This window comes from Idiomarina sp. (assembly GCF_019431395.1).
Classification (GTDB): domain Bacteria; phylum Pseudomonadota; class Gammaproteobacteria; order Enterobacterales; family Alteromonadaceae; genus Idiomarina.
Genome location: NZ_CP080268.1, coordinates 2,919,591 through 2,939,603, shown reverse-complemented (window position 1 = coordinate 2,939,603; position 20,013 = coordinate 2,919,591). Strand labels below are relative to the sequence as shown.

At 44.2% G+C, this 20,013-nt stretch carries 17 protein-coding genes; all 17 read right to left on the bottom strand.

All coding sequences use genetic code 11. The annotated features are described in order from the left end of the window. Positions 1-58: 58 nt before the first annotated feature. Entirely contained in the window at positions 59-868 is an 810-nt protein-coding gene (locus tag KZ771_RS14170; RefSeq protein WP_290653990.1) for a D-hexose-6-phosphate mutarotase, read from the bottom strand. Positions 869-915: 47 nt separating this feature from the next. Next, on the bottom strand, positions 916-1,377 hold the full coding sequence (locus KZ771_RS14165; protein WP_290653989.1) for a GDP-mannose mannosyl hydrolase: 462 nt from the start codon (positions 1,375-1,377) through the stop codon (positions 916-918). A 3-nt stretch (positions 1,378-1,380) separates the two neighbouring features. After that, complete coding sequence (locus KZ771_RS14160) at positions 1,381-2,340, bottom strand: GDP-L-fucose synthase (protein WP_290654868.1); 960 nt, start codon at positions 2,338-2,340, stop codon at positions 1,381-1,383. A 12-nt stretch (positions 2,341-2,352) separates the two neighbouring features. After that, the gene (gene gmd, locus KZ771_RS14155) at positions 2,353-3,468 is read right to left on the bottom strand and encodes a GDP-mannose 4,6-dehydratase (RefSeq protein WP_290653988.1); all 1,116 of its coding nucleotides are present in this window, start codon (positions 3,466-3,468) and stop codon (positions 2,353-2,355) included. A 24-nt stretch (positions 3,469-3,492) separates the two neighbouring features. Next, a complete protein-coding gene (locus KZ771_RS14150) occupies positions 3,493-4,134 on the bottom strand; it encodes a hypothetical protein (protein WP_290653987.1) in 642 nt (213 codons plus the stop codon). Positions 4,135-4,201: 67 nt separating this feature from the next. Continuing rightward, positions 4,202-5,059 carry a hypothetical protein gene (locus tag KZ771_RS14145; RefSeq protein ID WP_290653986.1) on the bottom strand — a complete coding sequence of 286 codons (858 nt, stop codon included), beginning with the start codon at positions 5,057-5,059 and terminating at the stop codon, positions 4,202-4,204. A gap of 34 nt (positions 5,060-5,093) precedes the next feature. After that, the gene (locus KZ771_RS14140) at positions 5,094-8,504 is read right to left on the bottom strand and encodes a glycosyltransferase (protein WP_290653985.1); all 3,411 of its coding nucleotides are present in this window, start codon (positions 8,502-8,504) and stop codon (positions 5,094-5,096) included. Positions 8,505-8,525: 21 nt separating this feature from the next. Next, on the bottom strand, positions 8,526-9,488 hold the full coding sequence (locus tag KZ771_RS14135) for a hypothetical protein (protein WP_290653984.1): 963 nt from the start codon (positions 9,486-9,488) through the stop codon (positions 8,526-8,528). A gap of 18 nt (positions 9,489-9,506) precedes the next feature. Further along, on the bottom strand, positions 9,507-11,648 hold the full coding sequence (locus tag KZ771_RS14130; RefSeq protein ID WP_290653983.1) for a hypothetical protein: 2,142 nt from the start codon (positions 11,646-11,648) through the stop codon (positions 9,507-9,509). Beyond that, positions 11,641-12,804: a hypothetical protein gene (locus KZ771_RS14125; RefSeq protein WP_290653982.1), complete on the bottom strand. Its 1,164-nt coding sequence runs from the start codon at positions 12,802-12,804 to the stop codon at positions 11,641-11,643. The genes KZ771_RS14130 and KZ771_RS14125 overlap by 8 nt, the downstream gene beginning before the upstream one ends. A gap of 17 nt (positions 12,805-12,821) precedes the next feature. Continuing rightward, positions 12,822-13,724: a hypothetical protein gene (locus KZ771_RS14120; RefSeq protein ID WP_290653981.1), complete on the bottom strand. Its 903-nt coding sequence runs from the start codon at positions 13,722-13,724 to the stop codon at positions 12,822-12,824. Positions 13,725-13,747: 23 nt separating this feature from the next. Beyond that, positions 13,748-14,671, bottom strand: coding sequence for a glucose-1-phosphate thymidylyltransferase RfbA (gene rfbA, locus KZ771_RS14115; RefSeq protein WP_290653980.1), 924 nt, complete (start codon positions 14,669-14,671; stop codon positions 13,748-13,750). Between the two features lie 22 nt (positions 14,672-14,693). After that, complete coding sequence (locus tag KZ771_RS14110) at positions 14,694-16,097, bottom strand: mannose-1-phosphate guanylyltransferase/mannose-6-phosphate isomerase (protein ID WP_290571018.1); 1,404 nt, start codon at positions 16,095-16,097, stop codon at positions 14,694-14,696. Between the two features lie 16 nt (positions 16,098-16,113). Continuing rightward, positions 16,114-17,493 carry a phosphomannomutase CpsG gene (locus KZ771_RS14105; RefSeq protein ID WP_290653979.1) on the bottom strand — a complete coding sequence of 460 codons (1,380 nt, stop codon included), beginning with the start codon at positions 17,491-17,493 and terminating at the stop codon, positions 16,114-16,116. After that, a complete protein-coding gene (rfbC, locus tag KZ771_RS14100; protein ID WP_290653978.1) occupies positions 17,490-18,038 on the bottom strand; it encodes a dTDP-4-dehydrorhamnose 3,5-epimerase in 549 nt (182 codons plus the stop codon). Before rfbC ends, KZ771_RS14105 begins: the two co-directional genes overlap by 4 nt. 3 nt (positions 18,039-18,041) lie before the next feature. Beyond that, positions 18,042-18,905 (bottom strand): dTDP-4-dehydrorhamnose reductase, encoded by an 864-nt coding sequence (gene rfbD / locus KZ771_RS14095; protein WP_290653977.1) that lies wholly within the window; start codon positions 18,903-18,905, stop codon positions 18,042-18,044. 10 nt (positions 18,906-18,915) lie between these two features. Then, positions 18,916-20,001: a dTDP-glucose 4,6-dehydratase gene (gene rfbB / locus KZ771_RS14090; protein ID WP_290653976.1), complete on the bottom strand. Its 1,086-nt coding sequence runs from the start codon at positions 19,999-20,001 to the stop codon at positions 18,916-18,918. Between the last annotated feature and the right edge of the window lie 12 nt (positions 20,002-20,013).

Genomic DNA, 20,013 nt, shown 5'->3' with positions numbered 1-20,013 from the left:
TATCAAGAGTGTATTTAACCACATTATTTTTACATTTTAAATATGTGCTTAATGCTATTTACCTCACCTCAATCTGCAAACTCATATGTCCCTGTATCGGCCGTGAAATTGACGCTGCTTCTACACAAACAAAGTGTTTATAGGCATCAGTGTGAGTATCTTTTAGAGAGCGTCCGGTTTCGGTCCAGGGTGACCACAACATGGTGTCACTGTGGCCATTTTGAGTGACCATAATACGTCGTTGGTTGGCTTTATCGTGGATCTGTATTTGCTGACGTGCGTTTTTACCATAAGGAAAGCGCTTTTCGGTGGGGCCTTCGATGGTTACTTGCTCTGGCTCTTCCACCCGTTTGAAGTCGTCAAGGTTATCAATCGATTGCCTGCCAAGTCCTTCGATGGCGGTTTGTTCTATATCGCCTAGGTTAAAATAGCTGTGCAGTGCGCCAAACGACGGTGGGACGCTTTTACTTTGTCGTGCTTGCACCATCAGTGACATGGTTAGCGTTTCGCCAATCAAATACTCAAGCGTCAATACAAAATCGTGCAGGTAATGCGATGAGCTCGCCTGTTCATCGGTCAGTTGATACACCAGGTGATGAGCGCCGGTATTAATCTTCTCGTCGGTTACTAGCTTCCAGTCGGCCAGGCGCGCAAAACCATGCGACGGTGTGAAGTCGTCATTATCGCCTTTCGCAAACCACGGCCAACACAGCGGTATACCACCGCGAATGGGTTTATCCAGCGAGATAAATTGCTCATCGGTGCACCACAGCACGTCTTTGTGACCGACTGGCCGCCAGGACAAAATCTGCGCTCGTTGGTGACACACTTTAAATACACAACTACCGTTTTGATACGTCGTAATCATCTTGATTGCTTCTTTAATTTTTCCGTAGCTTGCGCATCATGCGCAAGTTACTCAAAGTACCACCGACTGTGCTTATGCACCTTTCCATCGGCCAGTATCTCTTCCGCACTTACCCAGCGGTAGTCAGTATGCTGGCCTTTGGGTAGCTCGATATCGTCTGAATCTATCGTGACTTCAAAAGCCAACACCACGTAGTGCGTTGACACCTGCTCATCGGTCTCATCACTAAACACAAAGTCGTCGTAAAAGTGCTCGTATAGACCTTTCCACTTGGCATCACTCATTGCAATACGCTGCCCTAACTCGGCCTCGGTTAAACGCAGAAAGGCATCGTCCAAGCGTTCATTTTTTTGAATACGACCGCCGGGTACAAACCAGAAATTCTTTGCCGGCCGATTTTTGCGCCAGCCCAAAAGAAATTGACCCTGTGGATTTTTCACCACAAGGTCAATGGAAACTAATGGGGTGTTGGCGATGACTTGGGTAAAGTCAGGTTTTTCTAAAAACATAGTCTACCCCCGAAAGCTCTCCTGATTATCCAAGAACCACTGATAGGCATCCCGCAAGCCGTCTTCCAGGTCGATGGAGTAACTCCAACCGAGGTTACGCAGCCGTGATACGTCCATCAGTTTACGAGGCGCGCCGTCAGGTTTTGAGGTATCCCATTCGATGCTGCCTTCGAAGCCAACGACTTTCGCAACGGTTTCGGTCAGCTCTTTAATGGTGCAATCGACACCGGTGCCCACGTTAATGTGGCTTAACATCGGTTGGGTATGTTGTTGGTAGGTGTCGTTGTCCAGGTTCATCACGAACACACTGGCTGCCGCCATATCGTCAACGTGCAAAAACTCACGCATCGGTGAGCCACTGCCCCAGGCTGTCACAGTCGCATCGCCACGCTCTTTAGCTTCGTGGAAGCGGCGCAGCAGTGCTGGTATCACATGACTGTTTTGGGGGTGGAAGTTATCATTCGGACCGTACAAATTGGTTGGCATAACCGAGCGGTAATCACGGCCATACTGGCGGTTATAGCTTTCGCACAGTTTAATGCCGGCGATTTTAGCAATAGCATAAGGCTCGTTGGTTGGCTCGAGTGTCCCGGTTAGCAGTGCGTCTTCGCGCATAGGTTGCTCAGCCAGTTTCGGGTAAATGCACGACGAGCCTAAAAACAGCAGTTGCTGAACATCTGCCTGATGCGCTGAGTGAATGATGTTCGATTCTATCATCAGGTTTTCGTAGATAAACTCTGCCGGATAGGTGTTATTGGCGATAATACCGCCGACTTTAGCGGCCGCCAGATACACCTGGTCGATAGATTCGGACTCAAAAAAAGCCTGTACTGCTTTTTGGTCCAATAAATTCAGTTCGCTCCGAGACCGGGTGATGACATTAACATCGTCCTGCTGTTGCAATTGGCGAACTATGGCAGAGCCGACCATACCGTTGTGACCGGCGACAAAAATGTTTTTCATAGTTGCCATAACTTACTCTACCGATACCGGAACTTCATACCCATGCTCTTTCAACAACGCATGGCGTTTGGCGACTTTCAGGTCTTCGGCGACCATTTCGGCACACATTTCCTGGGTGGTGATTTCTGGGGTCCAACCGAGTTTTTCTTTGGCTTTGCTCGGGTCACCCAACAGCGTTTCCACCTCAGCCGGGCGGAAATAACGCGGGTCGACTTTCACCAGTACATCGCCAACCTTAACGTTTGGCGCGTCGTCGCCTTCAACGGCTGCAACGATACCTTGTTCGTCAACGCCTTCGCCTTCAAACCGCAAGGTAATGCCCAACTCTTTAGCAGACCAGGTAATGAACTCACGCACGGAATACTGCACGCCGGTAGCGATAACAAAGTCTTCCGGCTGCTCTTGTTGCAACATCATCCATTGCATACGCACGTAGTCTTTAGCATGACCCCAATCTCGTAAGGCGTCCATGTTACCCATATACAGGCATTGCTCTAAACCCTGAGCGATGTTAGCTAAGCCACGAGTGATTTTGCGGGTAACGAAGGTTTCGCCACGGCGCGGCGATTCGTGGTTAAACAAAATGCCGTTACAAGCGAACATACCATAGGATTCACGGTAGTTAATGGTTATCCAGTATGCGTACAGCTTGGCAACCGCATAAGGTGAGCGCGGGTACATCGGCGTGGTTTCCTTTTGCGGGATTTCCTGCACTAAACCGTAAAGCTCAGACGTTGATGCCTGATAGAACTTAGTTTTCTTTTCCAGGCCCAGTAAACGAATGGCTTCGAGAATACGCAAAGTCCCCATCGCATCGACATCCGCTGTGTACTCAGGGGATTCAAAGCTTACCGCTACGTGCGACTGCGCGCCCAGGTTGTACACTTCGTCGGGCTGAACTTCTTGAAGAATGCGCGTCAAGTTCGAAGAATCGGTCAAGTCACCGTAATGCAAAACAAAGTTATGATGCTCTACATGCGGATCTTGATAAATATGATCAACGCGCTGCGTGTTAAACAACGAAGCACGACGCTTAATACCGTGTACTTCATATCCCTTTTCTAACAAAAACTCCGCTAAATAGGAGCCATCCTGGCCGGTTACACCGGTAATAAGTGCTTTTTTCATGAAGCGAACCTTTTATCCCATTGCTTAAAACGATAACTGTTTTATGCCAATAGCTTCCAGCTTATCGGCTATAGTTTTTTGACGCTCTTTTAGATCAATCCCCGTTTGACTTACAGTATTTCGCTTAGCTTGAAAATAACCGTCAGGCAACTTGCTAAAATCCGCTATATTTTTATACCCTAGGAATTGAACAACTTCTTGTAGTTCTTCTGGTGAAGCTATATCATCGTATTTGAGAATACGAACATTTTCACAACCGCCATATCGCGATACCCACTTATCAATAAAATCAACCCAAAACTCCATTTTTTCTTCAAAAAACTCTTCCCAGCAGGGTAGATTTTTTCCCTTACTTTTTTCCATTTCAAACCAACTCTCGATTGAGAGGAAAGGGTGCCTAAGCTGAACTAAGTAATTAAAGCTTTCGCTATAATTTAGATTCAAATCAAAATCATGGCATTTAATGTTTCTTTTATCAGCACCACAACTAAAGTCCTTTTTCTTCCAGCCCTTATCGCTCATGCAACAGTCTATATTTTTCCCATTATAGCTCGTACATGTATAAAACTCACAATAATCATTACCCAGACCACAAACCATATCGAGAATTTTTATTAATCGATGATGTCCACTTCTGGGAAAGGAAACGATATAATTTGTATTCATCAATCCACACCCTATATTTAATAATTTTAATATTTAAGACAGCTTTGTTATTTAGTTTGAAGACATATCAAACGAAACTACAAATATCTTTAGCCTCAGATAGATTTGCTTCTATAAATTTAGAATAAGGTTCATCTTTAGAAGTAAGACGCATCTTCGTATCAACATCCACGTCATCCTTTGACAAATAATTAATCGACATCACATTTTTTCGACTCGGTGGCTTTGAATAACCGTAAGCCTCTGTGAAAATCTGATCAAAATCAGTATAGTTTATTACTTTTAACACTCTGCTCAATATCAGTTCCCGCCAAGAATCAAGGTTGAAGAAGTTCGAAAAAAGACCTGCTGCATTATCTATATAAGCAGATGAAGAGATGACCTCATAGCCAGTGGGAACATCAGTAACTCCTAATCGAGAAACCCAAAGTTCACAAAAGTCTCTAACATTATTTGGCAACGATTTCGGATCTTTATAAAACAACCTTAAACGCTCCACAATCATATTAACATTAGATATATGAACATCAATGGGACGTCGATAAGCAGAAATCAAAGTAACTTTATTTGAATTAGATAAATCTATTCCACTTCCCAAAAAGGTTCGCAAAGAATGATGCGCTCTTACAACGACTGGCCTAGATTGATCCGCATGAATTAAGTAAAATAAATGTTCCAAAAAAGTTTTGTCATCAGCATCAGCAGATAAAACACATGCAACGCCATCCTCAGCTAGCCTCTCTCCAAATGTAGTACCTCCGGTTTTTGGAATATGCATAAACAGTAAAATCTTATTTTTTTTGTTATTTAAAACTTCTCTTATCAGCTCCCACCTTTCTGGAATCGATAGTTCTATATCACATTTTTCACCCTCTAAAATATTATTACGATGACAGTTTTTGAGGCTATCTATTATTTGAGACATTTTCTATTCCTAGATTCAACAGTCACATGCATTTCTAGATTAAGACTATAGAGTTTAACGCGAAGGATAATTGACGCGCCTCTCCTCCAAGGCCATCAAGTAATTTAGCTGGAAATATTTCAAGTAAATTACTTCCTTCTTTCAAATCAACGTCAATTAGAACAGTTTTAAGCTCCGAGGAATTATCAACATTTATTTTATTTCCTTCTAATTCGTTTATTTTGTAATAGAAATATTGAGCATCATGTATCGGATTGAAAACCTTAAGTTGTATGGTTTGATTTCCAGCGGTTCGGCTATATATTGAGAGTAAACTTCTGTGAGAGTGCAGCCATCGAAAACTAAAGCTTGGTCCATCGTCATAAGGCCCCTCTTGCGGGCTTACTCCTTGTATATACTCAACTTCACCATGTTTTCTATCACCATATATCTTACTTTTCACAAAGGAAATTTGGTTTGGAATATTTAAATCGTCAATTATACTTTTCTTTCTCATTATGTTAAATAAGGAATGATACAGTGATTCAAGCGAGAAGTTATTACAGCAATATAAATGAGTTAAATACCGTTCAACTTTATCAAATTTTATGTTATTCAATAGTTCTCTTAATTCTTCAGTACTTGAACCTCTACTTAATAACCATCCTGTAATAGTATCTTCTATGGCGGACTCACTACCAGATCCCTTAAGTCCTACCGAGGGAGTTCCACAAAGGCCTGCTTCGATATATACCTGCCCAAATGTTTCTTCTATACTTGGACCAATATATAAATCCATCGCATTATAAACTTCACTCAACAAGCGTTCATTTGTCACATAACCAGTCTTTACAAATTCGATACCAATATCAGGCAACTCAATATCAGCATTACCGATTACTAGAACAGTAAATTTTTCAGGCTGAGCCACCTTTGATAAAGCATCGAATAGAATTTGAGCACCTTTGCGTTTATCACTTAATGACGAAACGCTTATTCCTAGAACTACCTTGTCTTGTGGAAGAGCAAATTTTTTACGACACTTACTCCTATCTTGAGGTGTGAATATATTTTGAGGAGCACCAAGCGCAAACTCGTGAACAGGAATTGTTACACCATGATAGCTAAGTGTTTTTTGGTACTGTTCTGCTGCCCAAGAAGAATTCGCCAAAATACTAGTGTTTTTTAACCGTTTTAGTGTTCTATATTTTGCTTCCCATGATCCTGCAATCAGGTTTGGTGCTAATTTGGGATATTCTGTAGGAGTAGGACAAGTTGAGTCACAACCTGTGAGATACTTCGTACAACCGTTCATGTAAGCACAACGCCCGGTAAGTGGCCAAAAGTCATGGGTTACCCAGAATGTTTTAGCTACGCTATCCGTGACTGCAAGAACTTCTAAGTCCTGAACGCCCGCCGAATGTACGTTACCAACTATAATTAAGTCGGGATTGTAATCTAGTAAATCCTCTCGCAACTTGCCGTATTGAACATCGTTCTTATCTTTATAATTGTTGAGTTCAAAATTTCGACACTGATTTTTACCCATTTCACAAGCGGCAAACATTCGCTTATGCGCAATTCCAGCTCCGTACTTAAACCCGTGGTCATTGATAAATGCAATAACTAGCCGTCTTGACCAGTCAGGCTTTGGACGGTTTGACTCCGGAAAAACAAGCTTATTATCATCAATGATTCGCTGTCTTACCTGGACCAACTCTTTTTTGAATTTAGATGGGTCACTGGTTTTCTGCTCTTCATGCGCTCTAAAATTAATAAGTGAAGAGCCAATAACTTTAATCTGAGCTTCTGATAAAGAGAATCTTGACCAAAGCTCATAATCCATACTGTAATAATGATCGACTTTTACATGACCACCTGCTCTGTGCCATAAGTCTGCAGTAAAAAAGGCTTCAGGTTGATAAACAAACTGACCAGCATTCCATCCAGAATCTAAATCTAAAATATCTCTGAGCGGGAAGAAATTGTCATTCGATGTTAAATGCCGATTTATAATTTTCCCATCTTGGTATACTTCGCATATACCAATAACCATATCAACTTTGTTTAGTGAAAACTCTAGGCCAACGGAAAACAATGTATCGGGCAAGAATTGATCGTCGCTATTGAGCCAAGTATAAACATCCCCAGTTGCCTGTTTAAAGCCTTTATTTATTGCATCACTCTGCCCTTTGTCTTGTTCTGAAACAAAGTAATCGATGTGTTCATTGTATTGTTCTACAACTTCTACTGTTTGGTCAGTAGAGCCCCCATCTATCACTATCAACTCTAGATTGGGATAATTTTGATCAACTATTGACTGTAGGGTTTCGCCAATATATTTGCCTTGGTTAAAAGTAGGAACGACTACACTAATCTTCGGCATGCTAATATCACATAACTTTAAGTTATTGTTTGTCCCCGCTTCGGAAACAGTGATCAAGTTCCACTGATTTTTTCCCGAATCGAAAACAGCTCTTAAAGATTGATCTTTCCCTTCCGCTTCAAACTGATTTTGGCTATTACGAATTGCCTCAATTTCGGATTTGTAACTCTCTTGATCAACACTTAGCTGATTGCTGTGTTTGCGATGAGAGGCTAGAACTGCATCTATCTTTATCAATGCTTCGTGTTGAGCAAAGCGTTGCCATAGTTCCCAGTCCCCGGCAAGCTTTAGCTCCGCGTTTAGCTTACCTGCAACCTTAAATAGATGAGTTTTCCAGAACGTGCCTTCTTGCTGCACATAAGGATTAGTTTCCCCATCATATAAGCCTTTTATAAGCAAATCTCGCTTGTATGCTTTTATCTCATCATGGGTCGCAAGACTAGCTCCTGACTCATCTATGGTTGAGCCTATTCCTGTAAACCAATTTACATATTGATTGGTTGCTACAATACTGCGAGCTGTTGTCAGGGCATTCGGTGAAAGCAAGTCATCTGTATTCAGCCATGTGAAAATAGAATTTTCATTGTAGAAATCATCGTAGTGTTTCTCGAGGTACTCTATACCAAGGTTAATCGCATCATACATTCCCTTGTCTTTTTCAAAGCTAAAAGATGCCTTTATGTTCTTGTTAAAACGTTTACTGACAAACTGCTTAAAAATACTAACTGTAGCGTCACTAGAGCCACCATCCTGGAGATGTAACACAATTTTATTGTTTAAGCTGTTAGCGACAATCGACTCTAGTGTTTCCTCAATGAACTTTTCAGCATTGTACGATGGAATTACGATGAAGAACTTGATGTCATCGCTTGCAGGGAGTGCAGAATCTTTTCTTTCCCGGAAGTAAGAAAGATCCAAATCTAAACTGACTTTATTGGCAAGAAAATTGACAATTCGTAAGTCTACTTCAGTTAATTCTTCACGTTGTAGCTCTATCAAAGCTTTTTTGATGTCAGAAAAACGACCTTGTTTATACAAGTAAAGAATATTATTGACGCTTAATAGCTTGTTAATACTCACTTAAAATTCCTTTTTACTGTCTTAAGTTTGATTCATAGGCTCAAGTTGATAAAGATCACTCAAGCTTTTAAAGTTTTTAGAGGACACAATTTGCTGATACAGTTCGTCTGGAACAGGTTTTCTAGAGCGCTTTGAGATTTCTATACCACTTCTGCCGCTATCACCACTAACCTGGAATATATCGATATACTCCAAGTCATCTGAGAATTGCGTCATGCCGAGTAATTCAGTGATGTTTTTTAACTCGCGTTCTGGGTGCTCAACAAAACTTTCATACTTAATAATTTGTTCTTTGTCGAAAGGCTCCAAAAACTTTAGTAATCGCCCGCAATACTCATCGAAACTATCTGGCTTGAAATGCACCCACCCGTTATCTCTTAACGACATAAATGAGTCGATGGGGTTACGTACAGTAACCAAGTGCTTTATATGGAAGTGCGGTTCAAGCAGCCTGGTTAATGTATCGACTTCTGGTATGGGATTATTGGTACAATAGTCGGCATGGGTATGGGCTCTAATAACCAAATACCCACCGCGTTCACGTATGTGTTTTTCAGTTTCAATGATGCCGTTTACAAACAGTTTTTCTGCTAATTCATCAACGTTTGGTACGCGCCCATATATTGCCTGAGTTGTTATGTCTCTGGGGGTATAGGCGGCTTTTTCCATGTTCATACCTAACCGCGTTGTCGGATGCAATTCACTTAGCAGGAATACGTTAGACTGTGCGGCCAGACATTTGGAAATTAAGGTACCGCCACTACAGGCAAAGTGATGAATAATGCGTAATGTGGGCTTGGTGTTGTCTTTGTCTGCGTTAACCACAGCGGCACAGCGCTCGAGTAGGCTTTGGGTGTTGTTCAGGCCATCGGTGTCGAGCACGGCTTTACTGGTGTCGTTGTGCGTTGCGCTATAGTCGTTAATCAGACTAAGCGCTTGTTGCAGCTCTTGCTGTAGTGTTTTTAGGTCTTTAGATTCTGACATAATACGGCTTTACCTGTACTACAGCTTCTCGAGCAGTTCGGGGTGCTCTTGCTCAAGTTTGTGGTAAAAATGCGACGCGGCTTGCAGTTTTGCGTGCAACTCTTTTATAAGGTCTTTGAGCTCTTGCTCGCTTTTTACTTTATCGGCGTAGCGTTCGCGTAGTTCGGAGGCGTCGGCTTCGACTTTGGCGAGTAGTTTGGTGCTGAGTTGCGAAGAGCGTTGTTGTTCTTTGAGTTCTTTACTCGCGTCATGAACGCGAGCTACAGCCTCATCACGCTCTTTGGTTAGCTGCTCTTCGACTTTATTGGCTTGTTCTAATTCGGCTTCCAGGTTGTGCGCCCAGTTTATATGCTTTTCGCTCTCTTCGTTGGCGTCTTTTGCGGTTTGTTCTAATTCTTTGTTTTTGGCTTCAGCGGTTTTAGCGCGTTCAGTTTGGTCGCTGAGCTGCTGTTTTAGTTGGTCGAGTTGGTTACTCGCGTCATGGACGCGAGCTACGGTGGTTTCTAGCTCTTTTTCGGTATCGATGCGTTTTTGTTCTTCGGCTTTGGCGCGTTCGGTTTGTTGGTTGAGGTTTTGTTTTAGTTGTTCGAGTTCTTTACTCGTGCCAGAGGCACGAGCTACGGCAGCTTCTAGTTCTTTTTCGGTGTTTTGTGCGCGGGACAGGGCTTCGTCGCGTTCTTGTTCGGCGGTTTTGGTGTGTTCGGTTTGTTGGTTGAGGTTTTGTTGTAATTGTTCGAGCTCTTTACTCGCGTCATGGACGCGAGCTACGGATTCATCACGCTCTTTTTCCGCGTTTTGTGCGCGAGATAGGGATTCGTCGCGTTCTTTTTCGGCGGTTTTGGTGTGTTCGATTTGTTGGTTGAGGGTTTGTTGTAATTGTTCGAGCTCTTTACTCGCGTCATGGACGCGAGCTACGGTGGCTTCTAGTTCTTTTTCGGCGTTTTGTGTGCGGGATAGGGATTCGTCGCGTTCTTTTTCGGCGTTTTTGGTGCGTTCGGTTTGCTGGTTGAGGGTTTGTTGTAGTTGTTCGAGCTTTTTACTCGCGTCATGGACGCGAGCTACGGTGGTTTCTAGTTCTTTTTCGGCGTTTTGTGCGCGGGATAGGGATTCGTCGCGTTCTTTTTCGGCGGTTTTGGTGTGTTCGATTTGTTGGTTGAGGGTTTGTTGTAATTGTTCGAGTTCTTTACTCGCGTCATGGACGCGAGCTACGGTGTCTTCCAGCTCTTTTTCGGCTTTTTGTGCGCGAGATAGGGATTCGTCGCGTTCTTTTTCGGCGTTTTGTGTGCGGGATAGGGCTTCGTCGCGTTCTTGTTCGGCGGCTTTGGTGCGTTCGGTTTGTTGGTTGAGGGTTTGTTGTAATTGTTCGAGTTTTTTACTCGCGTCATGGACGCGAGCTACGGTGGTTTCTAGTTCTTTTTCGGCGTTTTGTGCGCGGGAAAGGGATTCGTCGCGTTCTTTTTCGGCGGTTTGGGCGCGGGATAGGGCTTGGTTTCGTTCGTTAGTGAGCTTTTTTATGGTTTGTTTTTGTTCGTCGTGTTGCCATAGTTGGGTTGTGTGTAAGGCGCTGGATTCTGACACAACTAAGTTAAAACAGTGCTTATTTAAGCTTTGTTTTACTGCGTCCTCACCGCGGGTTCCGCTATAGAAGTTTGCTTTAGGTGTATTGATCAGCACAACATTAAATTTGTTAAGCTGCTGTTCGGATAAACCATTCAACAATTGGGCTTCGCCGCCGTTAGTATCAATGACCAACAGGTTGAATGGCTGTTGTAATACTTCCCGCTGTTGTAATAGCGCGTTAACTGACAGTGCCGGCTGTGTCGTTTTTTCGCAGCTCAAGTTGGGCATCCGCTGATGCAGCTCGAGTGGTTTATAGCGACTGCTTAAACGTACCGGTGAACAGACAAAAAATGGGCTATTTTTTTGATCCTGTTCGGCGATCACGGCGTTAACCAATGCGATGGCTTTATTATTTTTATATCGTTTTTGTAAGCGGGCAAAGCTATCTGGCTCTGCCTCGGCCAGAACCCACTGCTGTTGTTTTAATACTTGCCATTGTAATAATGAGGGGTTACTTCCAGCGCCTATGTATACAACCTTTCCAGGTTCTTTATTATGCTGCTGCGCGGCTATGGATGCTTGTACGTTTTCGCTAATCATCGTTTAATTTTAGTAACCACTGATTAAAAGGTCTGAATAACGCCTTGCGATAGTTTGTCGGCTTTTGCGCGGCTTGATTTGCTACTGCGTTGGTCAATAAAGCCGGCTTAAACCGAGCCATATCATACGCGGTTAAATTTAACCGTGAGGCTTCTCGCGCCAGCCAAGTGCGATTGTTAATAACAACCGATGTACCAAGTAACGCTGCAAGCCACAAAAAGCCTGAGCTTTTGTTGCTGTATTCAGGCGGTTTGTAATTAAGCACAAGGCACGCTGTGTTGGCAACAAGCCCCACCATGGCATCATTATCTAGCCAGTAATTTAACAGCCTAATTTGCTTGTGGCTATTGGCTAATTGTTGTAATTGCTGATCGGTGTCTTTTAGCGCTGGATCTTTACCGGTTAGGGTGTAATGCACGACAAACTCTGTTTCAGGAGCTTGTTTTACCCATTGCTTAAGTTGTTCAGGTAACGTGGTAAAACCTTTTTCGTGCTTTGCGTCGCCTAAGTAAGCAATAACACTATTGGTACGGTTCTCTTTTCTATCAAAGGTTTGGCTATAAGTACTGGCCGGTATCGCACAGCACGGGTGAAGCAAAACCTTGATGCCCAGCTCCGCTAAATGCTGTTGCAGTTCGGCATCAGCGACATAAATACGGCACGATGTGACGGGGTGTTGGTCTGATAACATCGCGCTGAGTATGAACTTGACTATCCAATCTTGATGTCTTGGCCAACGGTACAGAAGAGTTAACACCAATGTCTTGGGACGTTCAACTGGCTTCAACTGTTTAAGCGCATGATACACGGCCGTCAAATGGCTTAACCCCAGCGAATGCAGTACGACTGCGCCAGTCGTTGTCTGCTGACTGACTTCTTTAAAACATTGTCGGTATTCGCGTGCAAGTTGGTGTTCGGTCTGTTTTTTTTTGTTAAACGCAAGTGTTGGGTTTAGCAATCGATAAAACGGTGCGCTGAAACCATGGTTCACGTTTATATCAGCATCATCAGTGACCAGCTCGCTTGCAATAAAGTCGTGATGAGCATAAACCGTTATGGGTTGCTGTGTTTGCGCCAGCTCGCGATAAATCAGCGCGTGATGTCCGTGCGGATTTGCTAACCCTGGGTCGAGTATAATCAAGCGGCTGCTCGGCATCAGATTCCGTTTGGCCTTTAAACTAGCTGTTTAAGGCGTATTAATGTTGCCAGTGATGAGCTACTTGCGCTGCCAACCATTTTGGGTTGGTTGTTGTGTTGTTCGGTGAGTGCTTGATACTGCGTAAAATAATGCTCTAGTTCTTCCTGTACTTGTTGCAACTGCAACAACAGCAGCTCGTTTTCTTCTTCCACTGCTGTAGCACCGTTACTCGCTGTAGTCAGGGTTTCGATTTCGCTAAGTGCGATATCATATTCCGTTTTTACATCATGCAACTGCTTTTTTAATTGCTCGATCTGTGTTTTATCTTGTTTACTGCCATTAAACGTTTGTTCGAGCTCTTCTTGCACTTGTTGCAACTGCAGCAACAACAGCTCGTTTTCTTCTTCGGACTCGGCGAGCCTTTGTTCATTTTTTTGGCTCGTTGCAACCATGCTGTCGACTGAGCGGGTCAGTTCAGTCAAGCGCCAATACTCGTTTTTTAGCTTTGGCACGTCGAGGGTTTTACAACTGGCGAGTAATTCTTCGTATAAACGATGTATGTCGTCATCGTTTATTATGCTGGCAAGCTGTTGCAGTGCATTTGCCCATTTGTTGTTTTGCTTGAGTAATAAATGAGTAACGTCTTTGACGGTTATCTGCTCATAATATTCAATCGCTACGTCGCTTATTTGCTGTAAAAACTGCGTTACCACTGATGGCTTAATAGCGTCAGCTTTATTATTCGCATTGCCATGTAAGCTAAGCAACCATTCTGGAGCGGCTATGATAATTTCGACATGTTCACCGTGTTGCAAACGTGATGTGAACGCCGTTATTGCCTCAGGTTTAAAATCAATAGGCACAGCGTCTTTATCGCGTTGATTTACCGCGCTTACTGGTATTAATGACAATGTTGTTCTTTTTTTATGTTTAGCCACACGCTAACCTTATTTTAAAACGTTTACCGGTCGAATCGGTCTTTTAAATCACCACAATAGCGTTGATCATCACGCAAAATTTTGTACAGATACTGGCCATAACCACTTTTGTATTGCTCATTAGCCAATGTTTTTAATTGCTCATCAGTGATAAAACCATTTCTGTAGGCGACCTCTTCCGGACACGAAATTTTTAAGCCTTGCCGCTCTTCTATGGTTTGTACAAATTGTGCTGCACTTAATAGATTGCCGTGTGTGCCGGTATCCAACCAGGTATAGCCTCGCCCCATGACCTCAACATGCAGTTGTTCTTTTTCTAAATATAAGCGGTTTAAATCAGTAATTTCTAGTTCGCCTCGGTCTGACGGTTTTACCTGCTTGGCTAACTCGACCACTTGGTTGTCGTAAAAATACAACCCGGTAATCGCGTAGTTCGACTTAGGTTGCTCCGGCTTTTCTTCTATACTGATTACTTTGCCGGATTTATCAAACTCCGCCACGCCGTAGGCTTTGGGGTTGTCCACGTGATAGCCAAATACCGTGGCGCCTTGTTGCTGGTCTGCGGCACGGTGCAATAACTTTAAAAAACCATGCCCGTAATAAATATTATCGCCAAGCACCAACGTGCAGGCAGAGCCCGCTAAAAAGTCTTCGGCTAAGATGAACGCTTGCGCTAGGCCATCGGGACTGGGTTGCACGATATAGGTTAGACTGATCCCCCATTGACTACCGTCACCTAGCACACGTTTGAATGACTCCTGATCTTCGGGGGTGGTGATAATGGCGATATCCCGAATCCCTGTAAACATCAGCGTAGTCAATGGGTAGTAAATCATCGGCTTGTCAAAAATAGGCATCAGCTGTTTGCTCACACCTTTTGTTAGCGGGTATAACCGAGTACCCGAACCGCCTGCTAATATAATGCCCTTTCTTGCGTTACTGCTCATTACAACCCATTCCTTGTGATTTTTAATTACGGTTATAGATGTCTTGAAATCTTACAATATCGTCTTCGCCTAAATACGAGCCACTTTGCACCTCTATTAGCTCAAGCGGTATTTTCCCCGGGTTGGTCAGGCGATGCGTAGCGCCTAGAGGGATATAAACCGATTCATTTTCAGTTAGTAGCTGTTCTTTTTCATCTATCTCAACCACGGCGGTGCCACTGACAATGATCCAGTGCTCGGCACGATGGTGATGCATTTGTTTAGACAGCTGTTGCCCTGGTTTCACCACAATCCGTTTCACCTGAAAACGCTCGCCTTTGTCGATGGAATCGTAAGCGCCCCATGGGCGGTTTACTTCTCGATGAAGCATGTATTCGCTACGATTGTTGGCGCGAAGTTCTTGCACAATGCCTTTAACGTCTTGTACACGATCTCTTTTTGACACCATCACGGCGTCTTTTGTCGATACAATGACTAAATCATCGACGCCCACAGCGGTAACTAATTGGTTTTCTGACATTACCAGGTTATTACGGCTGTCAATTAAGTGAATGTCACCTTTACACGCGTTACCATTGTCATCTTTAGCGGAGACTTCCCAGAGGCTGGCAAAACTCCCAACATCACTCCAGTTTGCATCCAACGGAACGACCATGGCTTTTTGCGTTTTTTCCATGACCGCATAATCGATAGATTCATCGTCTGATTCGCCAAACAGGGATTTATCGACGCGAATAAAGTCAAAATCCTGCGATTGTTCCTTCCAGGCTTTTTCAACGGCTTGATAAATATCTGCGCGGTGTTCGTGTAACTCACCTAAATACGTGGATGCACGAAATACGAACATGCCACTGTTCCATAAAAAATCACCCGCACTGATGTATTGCTCGGCGGTTTGGGCATCGGGCTTTTCGACGAACTGCAGGACTTTACCCGGTTTTTTTGCACCGTGTTCGGCTTTGATATAGCCATAGCCGGTTTCGGCTTTAGTTGGCACCACACCAAAAGTAACTAAATGCCCGCTTTGTGCGTGTTCCACAGCCGCTGAGGCTGCTTTTCTAAACGCCTCAACATCGCCGATAACATGATCAGCCGCTAGCACGACGATAGTGGCATCGGGATCAATTTCCTGAGCCTTTAATGCCGCTAGCATTACTGCAGGCGCGGTGTTGCGTCCCACCGGTTCTAGAATAATAGCGCTAGGCTCAATACCGACTTGTTGCATTTGTTCTGCAACGGTAAATCGGTGGTCTTCATTACATACAATAATGGGTGCGTGCATGTGCGTGACTCGATTGACGGTTTCTTGCAGCATCGACTGGTCACTACACAAGTCTAAAAATTGTTTCGGGAAAGCTTTACGGGATAGTGGCCACAGTCTTGTACCAGAGCCACCGGATAAAATAACGGGAATAATGGTTGCCATAAATTGAGTTCCTTCTTTATTTGCGCAAAACCGACAATATCGCGGCGGTTTTCTCTTCCATTAGTGCAGTATCTGCTTTGCTCTCGACGTTAAGCCTAACCACGGGTTCTGTGTTGGAGCTTCTTAAGTTAAATCGCCAGTTGCTAAATTCGACGCTGATACCATCGGTTGTGTCAACTTCACAGTCAGGTGTTTTAAAATGGGTTAATACTCGTTCGATGGCTGCTTTTGCATCACTGAGGGTTGAGTTAATTTCACCCGAAGACGGATACGCTTTTATACGCTTTTTTACTAAGCTTGATAACGGCTGGTCTTTAACACAGATTAACTCTGCCACCAGTAGCCAGGGGATCATACCGCTATCACAGTAGGCGAAACTTTTAAAATAATGATGCGCGCTCATTTCCCCACCATATACGGCGTCTTCCTTGCGCATTCGTTCTTTAATAAAGGCATGCCCTGTTTTGCTTTGTATCGCTTGGCCACCATTTTTATTGACGATATCTATAGTGTTCCAGGTTAGGCGCGGGTCATGAATGATTTTTGCACCCGGCTGTTTTTGCAAAAACGCTTCTGCCAGTAAGCCGACAATATAATAACCTTCGATAAAATCGCCGTTTTCGTCAAATAAAAAGCAACGGTCAAAATCGCCATCCCATGCAATTCCCATGTCGGCTTTATGCTCAATGACCGCTTGTTGTGTGCTGGCTCGGTTTTCTGGTAGTAACGGATTGGGAATGCCATTGGGGAAATGGCCATCCGCTTGGTGATGTACTTTTATCAGCTCAAATGGGATTTTATGTTGAGCAAATTTTTGCTCAAGGGCATCGATAACGTGACCTGCTGCACCATTGCCACTGTTAACAACTAGCTTTAGCGGTTTCAGGTTGCTCGGGTTTACATAGCCAAGTAGGTGCTGAGTGTAATCATCGCTGATATCGAGGGTCTTATAGTCGCCTTGCTTTGTCGGTTGTGCAAAGTTATTCGCCTCGGCCAGTGCTTTGATGTCATGTAACCCCGTATCCCCACTGATGGGTTTAGCGTTTTCGCGTACCAGCTTCATGCCATTGTAATCCATAGGATTATGGCTGGCGGTGACTTCAATACCGCCGTCGAACTTATAATGAAAGGTAGCAAAGTAGATTTCTTCGGTGCCGGCCAAGCCAATATCGGTTACATCAACACCGGCATCGCGAAGTCCTCGAGTCAAGGCTTGCTTTAATGCTTCGCTGGTCAGTCGCACATCGCCGCCGACCACAACCGATTGAGGTTTTAGCTGTTCACCGTATGCACGACCGATACGGTACGCGATATCTTCGTTTAGCTCTTCGCCTAACTGGCCTCGAATATCGTAGGCTTTAAAACAGCTCAGGACATCCTTGTTTTGGTTGCTCATGCAAATGTCTCACTCTCTTGAAATAACTTGCCAGCCTCGTCTTTTGCCGATAGCTGCGGTTCACCACCTTCCGCCAATGGCCAATCAATACCGAGCACCGGGTCATCATATCGAATGCTATGTTCGTCATCCGGAGCATAGTAATCGGTGCATTTATAACTGAATTCTGCGGTATCACTGATAACATAAAAACCATGGGCAAACCCGGGTGGCACCCACAACATTTGTTTATTGTCAGCAGACAGTTCAACACCTACCCATTCGCCAAAACTAGCTGAATCTTTGCGTAAATCAACAGCAACATCAAACACTCGTCCCTGTGTCACCCGCACCAATTTTCCTTGAGGTTGCTGCAACTGATAGTGTAAACCGCGCAAAATTCCCCGCCGCGATTTACTGTGATTATCCTGCACAAACTGATGATTGCCACAGTGTCGTTCAAATTCGTTTTGCCGGAAGGTTTCCATAAAAAAACCGCGTTCGTCACCAAACACTTGCGGCGTCATCAATACAACATCGGGGATCGCTAGTGGTTGATAGTCCATGATTTATCCTTTTACTTTTGCCATCGTGTCGGTCAGTGCCTGCTGCCAACTCGGGAGTGCTATGCCGAGTTTTTGCTCAAGCTTGGCTGTGCTTAAACGTGAATTTAATGGCCGTGTTGCGGGTGTGGGATAATCGCTCGTTGGAATGCCGTTGACTGTCTCTACTGCTAATGGCAGGACGTTCTTCTTTGCTTGCGTAAATATTTCGTTGGCAAATTCATGCCAACTGGCATAGCCAGTAGTGACTAAATGATATACACCTTTAAGATCTTCGTGTTGCAATGCCCTTAGCACATAATCAGCAATAACCTCGGCAGAGGTTGGTGAACCCACTTGATCATTTACAATGCTCAGTGTTTCGCGTTCTTGAGCCAGTTTTAACATGGTGTTTAAAAAGTTTTTGCCACGATAGCTGTAGACCCAGGCGGTGCGGAAAATAACCGCATTCGGGCACTGCTTTTGCACGGCTATGTCGCCGGCCAATTTACTCTTGCCGTATACTGAAAGCGGATTGGTTATCGCCTTTTCATCACGCGGTTGTTGGCCATCCCCCGGGTAAACGTAATCGGTGGAGAAATGCACTAAACGAATGCCGCGAGCGCCCGCAAATAGAGCTAAGGTCTCCGGTAAGTGCGTGTTCAATTTAAACGCTTGCTCGATTTCAGTTTCAGCTTTATCGACTGCTGTGAACGCGGCTGCATTAATAATCAGCTGCGGTGAGGTTTGTGCTAGATAGTCTGTTACCTTGCTCAAGTTGGTTAAATCTAACTGTTCACGCGTTGGCGCTATGATCTCGTGTGTGTCTTTTAGACGTTCATATAGCTCGTGACCGACTTGGCCGTTTATCCCTGTTAGAAAGATTTTCATGACGCTGTTGTTACCTCTGTCCTTGACCTAAACGCTCGCCTTGGTAACTGCCGTCCTGTACGCGCTGCCACCATATCGTATTGTCAAGATACCATTGCACCGTTTTACGCAACCCGGTTTCGAACGTTTCTGCCGGAGTCCAGCCCAACTCACGCTCTATCTTGCCGGCATCGATTGCGTAGCGCACGTCGTGCCCCGGACGATCCGTTACGAATGTGATTAAGTCGCGATAGTTTTTTACCCCTTCGGGTTTACTGGGCTGAAGCTCTTCGAGCAAGTCGCAAAGTGTTTCTACGACAGTTAAATTGGTTTTTTCGTTATGGCCGCCGATATTGTAGGTTTCACCTACTTTGCCTTCAAGCGCTACTTTGATCAGTGCACGCGCATGGTCCTCGACATATAACCAATCACGAATTTGTTGCCCGTCGCCATAAACGGGTAATGGTTTACCGGCTATCGCGTTAAGGATCATCAATGGAATAAGTTTTTCGGGAAAATGAAACGGCCCGTAATTATTAGAGCAATTTGTTACTAATGCAGGCAAACCAAAGGTGCGTTGCCAGGCTCTGACGAGGTGATCTGAACTTGCTTTACTGGCGGAATAAGGTGAACTCGGTGCGTAACGCGTCGTTTCGGTAAATAAATCGCCAGTTCCTTCTAAATCACCATAAACTTCGTCAGTGGATATATGGTGAAATTTAAAGTTTTCCGCTTTTTCTGCTGCTGTTTGCTTTAGCCCCTGCCAATAGGTTTTAGCGACCTCGAGTAAGGTATAGGTGCCTACAATATTTGTTTGAATAAATTCAGCAGGACCATCAATCGAACGATCCACATGGCTCTCTGCAGCCAAGTGCATAACCACGTCCGGCTGATAGTGTTCAAATAGCTGTTGCATACGTTCTGCGTCGCCGATATCCGCTTGTTCAAACTGATAGCGGTTGTTATCGCTTACGCTCGCTAGCGATTCGAGATTGCCAGCGTAAGTCAATTTATCAATATTGATTACTTGGTGTTGAGTATGATTGATCAACTCTCGAATAACCGCTGAACCAATAAATCCGGCACCACCGGTTACTAGAAAAACTTTTGCTGTCATAACCTTAACTGA

Bases quoted from the DNA above. Each gene is read 5' to 3' on its own strand.
- KZ771_RS14150 (WP_290653987.1), bottom strand. From the start codon at position 4,134: ATGAATACAAATTATATCGTTTCCTTTCCCAGAAGTGGACATCATCGA.
- KZ771_RS14165 (WP_290653989.1), bottom strand. From the start codon at position 1,377: ATGTTTTTAGAAAAACCTGACTTTACCCAAGTCATCGCCAACACCCCA.
- KZ771_RS14135 (WP_290653984.1), bottom strand. From the start codon at position 9,488: ATGTCAGAATCTAAAGACCTAAAAACACTACAGCAAGAGCTGCAACAA.
- rfbC (WP_290653978.1), bottom strand. From the start codon at position 18,038: ATGGACTATCAACCACTAGCGATCCCCGATGTTGTATTGATGACGCCG.
- KZ771_RS14125 (WP_290653982.1), bottom strand. From the start codon at position 12,804: ATGCCGAGCAGCCGCTTGATTATACTCGACCCAGGGTTAGCAAATCCG.
- rfbD (WP_290653977.1), bottom strand. From the start codon at position 18,905: ATGAAAATCTTTCTAACAGGGATAAACGGCCAAGTCGGTCACGAGCTA.
- KZ771_RS14170 (WP_290653990.1), bottom strand. From the start codon at position 868: ATGATTACGACGTATCAAAACGGTAGTTGTGTATTTAAAGTGTGTCAC.
- KZ771_RS14160 (WP_290654868.1), bottom strand. From the start codon at position 2,340: ATGAAAAACATTTTTGTCGCCGGTCACAACGGTATGGTCGGCTCTGCC.
- rfbA (WP_290653980.1), bottom strand. From the start codon at position 14,671: ATGAGCAGTAACGCAAGAAAGGGCATTATATTAGCAGGCGGTTCGGGT.
- KZ771_RS14105 (WP_290653979.1), bottom strand. From the start codon at position 17,493: ATGAGCAACCAAAACAAGGATGTCCTGAGCTGTTTTAAAGCCTACGAT.
- gmd (WP_290653988.1), bottom strand. From the start codon at position 3,468: ATGAAAAAAGCACTTATTACCGGTGTAACCGGCCAGGATGGCTCCTAT.
- KZ771_RS14130 (WP_290653983.1), bottom strand. From the start codon at position 11,648: ATGATTAGCGAAAACGTACAAGCATCCATAGCCGCGCAGCAGCATAAT.
- KZ771_RS14110 (WP_290571018.1), bottom strand. From the start codon at position 16,097: ATGGCAACCATTATTCCCGTTATTTTATCCGGTGGCTCTGGTACAAGA.
- rfbB (WP_290653976.1), bottom strand. From the start codon at position 20,001: ATGACAGCAAAAGTTTTTCTAGTAACCGGTGGTGCCGGATTTATTGGT.
- KZ771_RS14145 (WP_290653986.1), bottom strand. From the start codon at position 5,059: ATGTCTCAAATAATAGATAGCCTCAAAAACTGTCATCGTAATAATATT.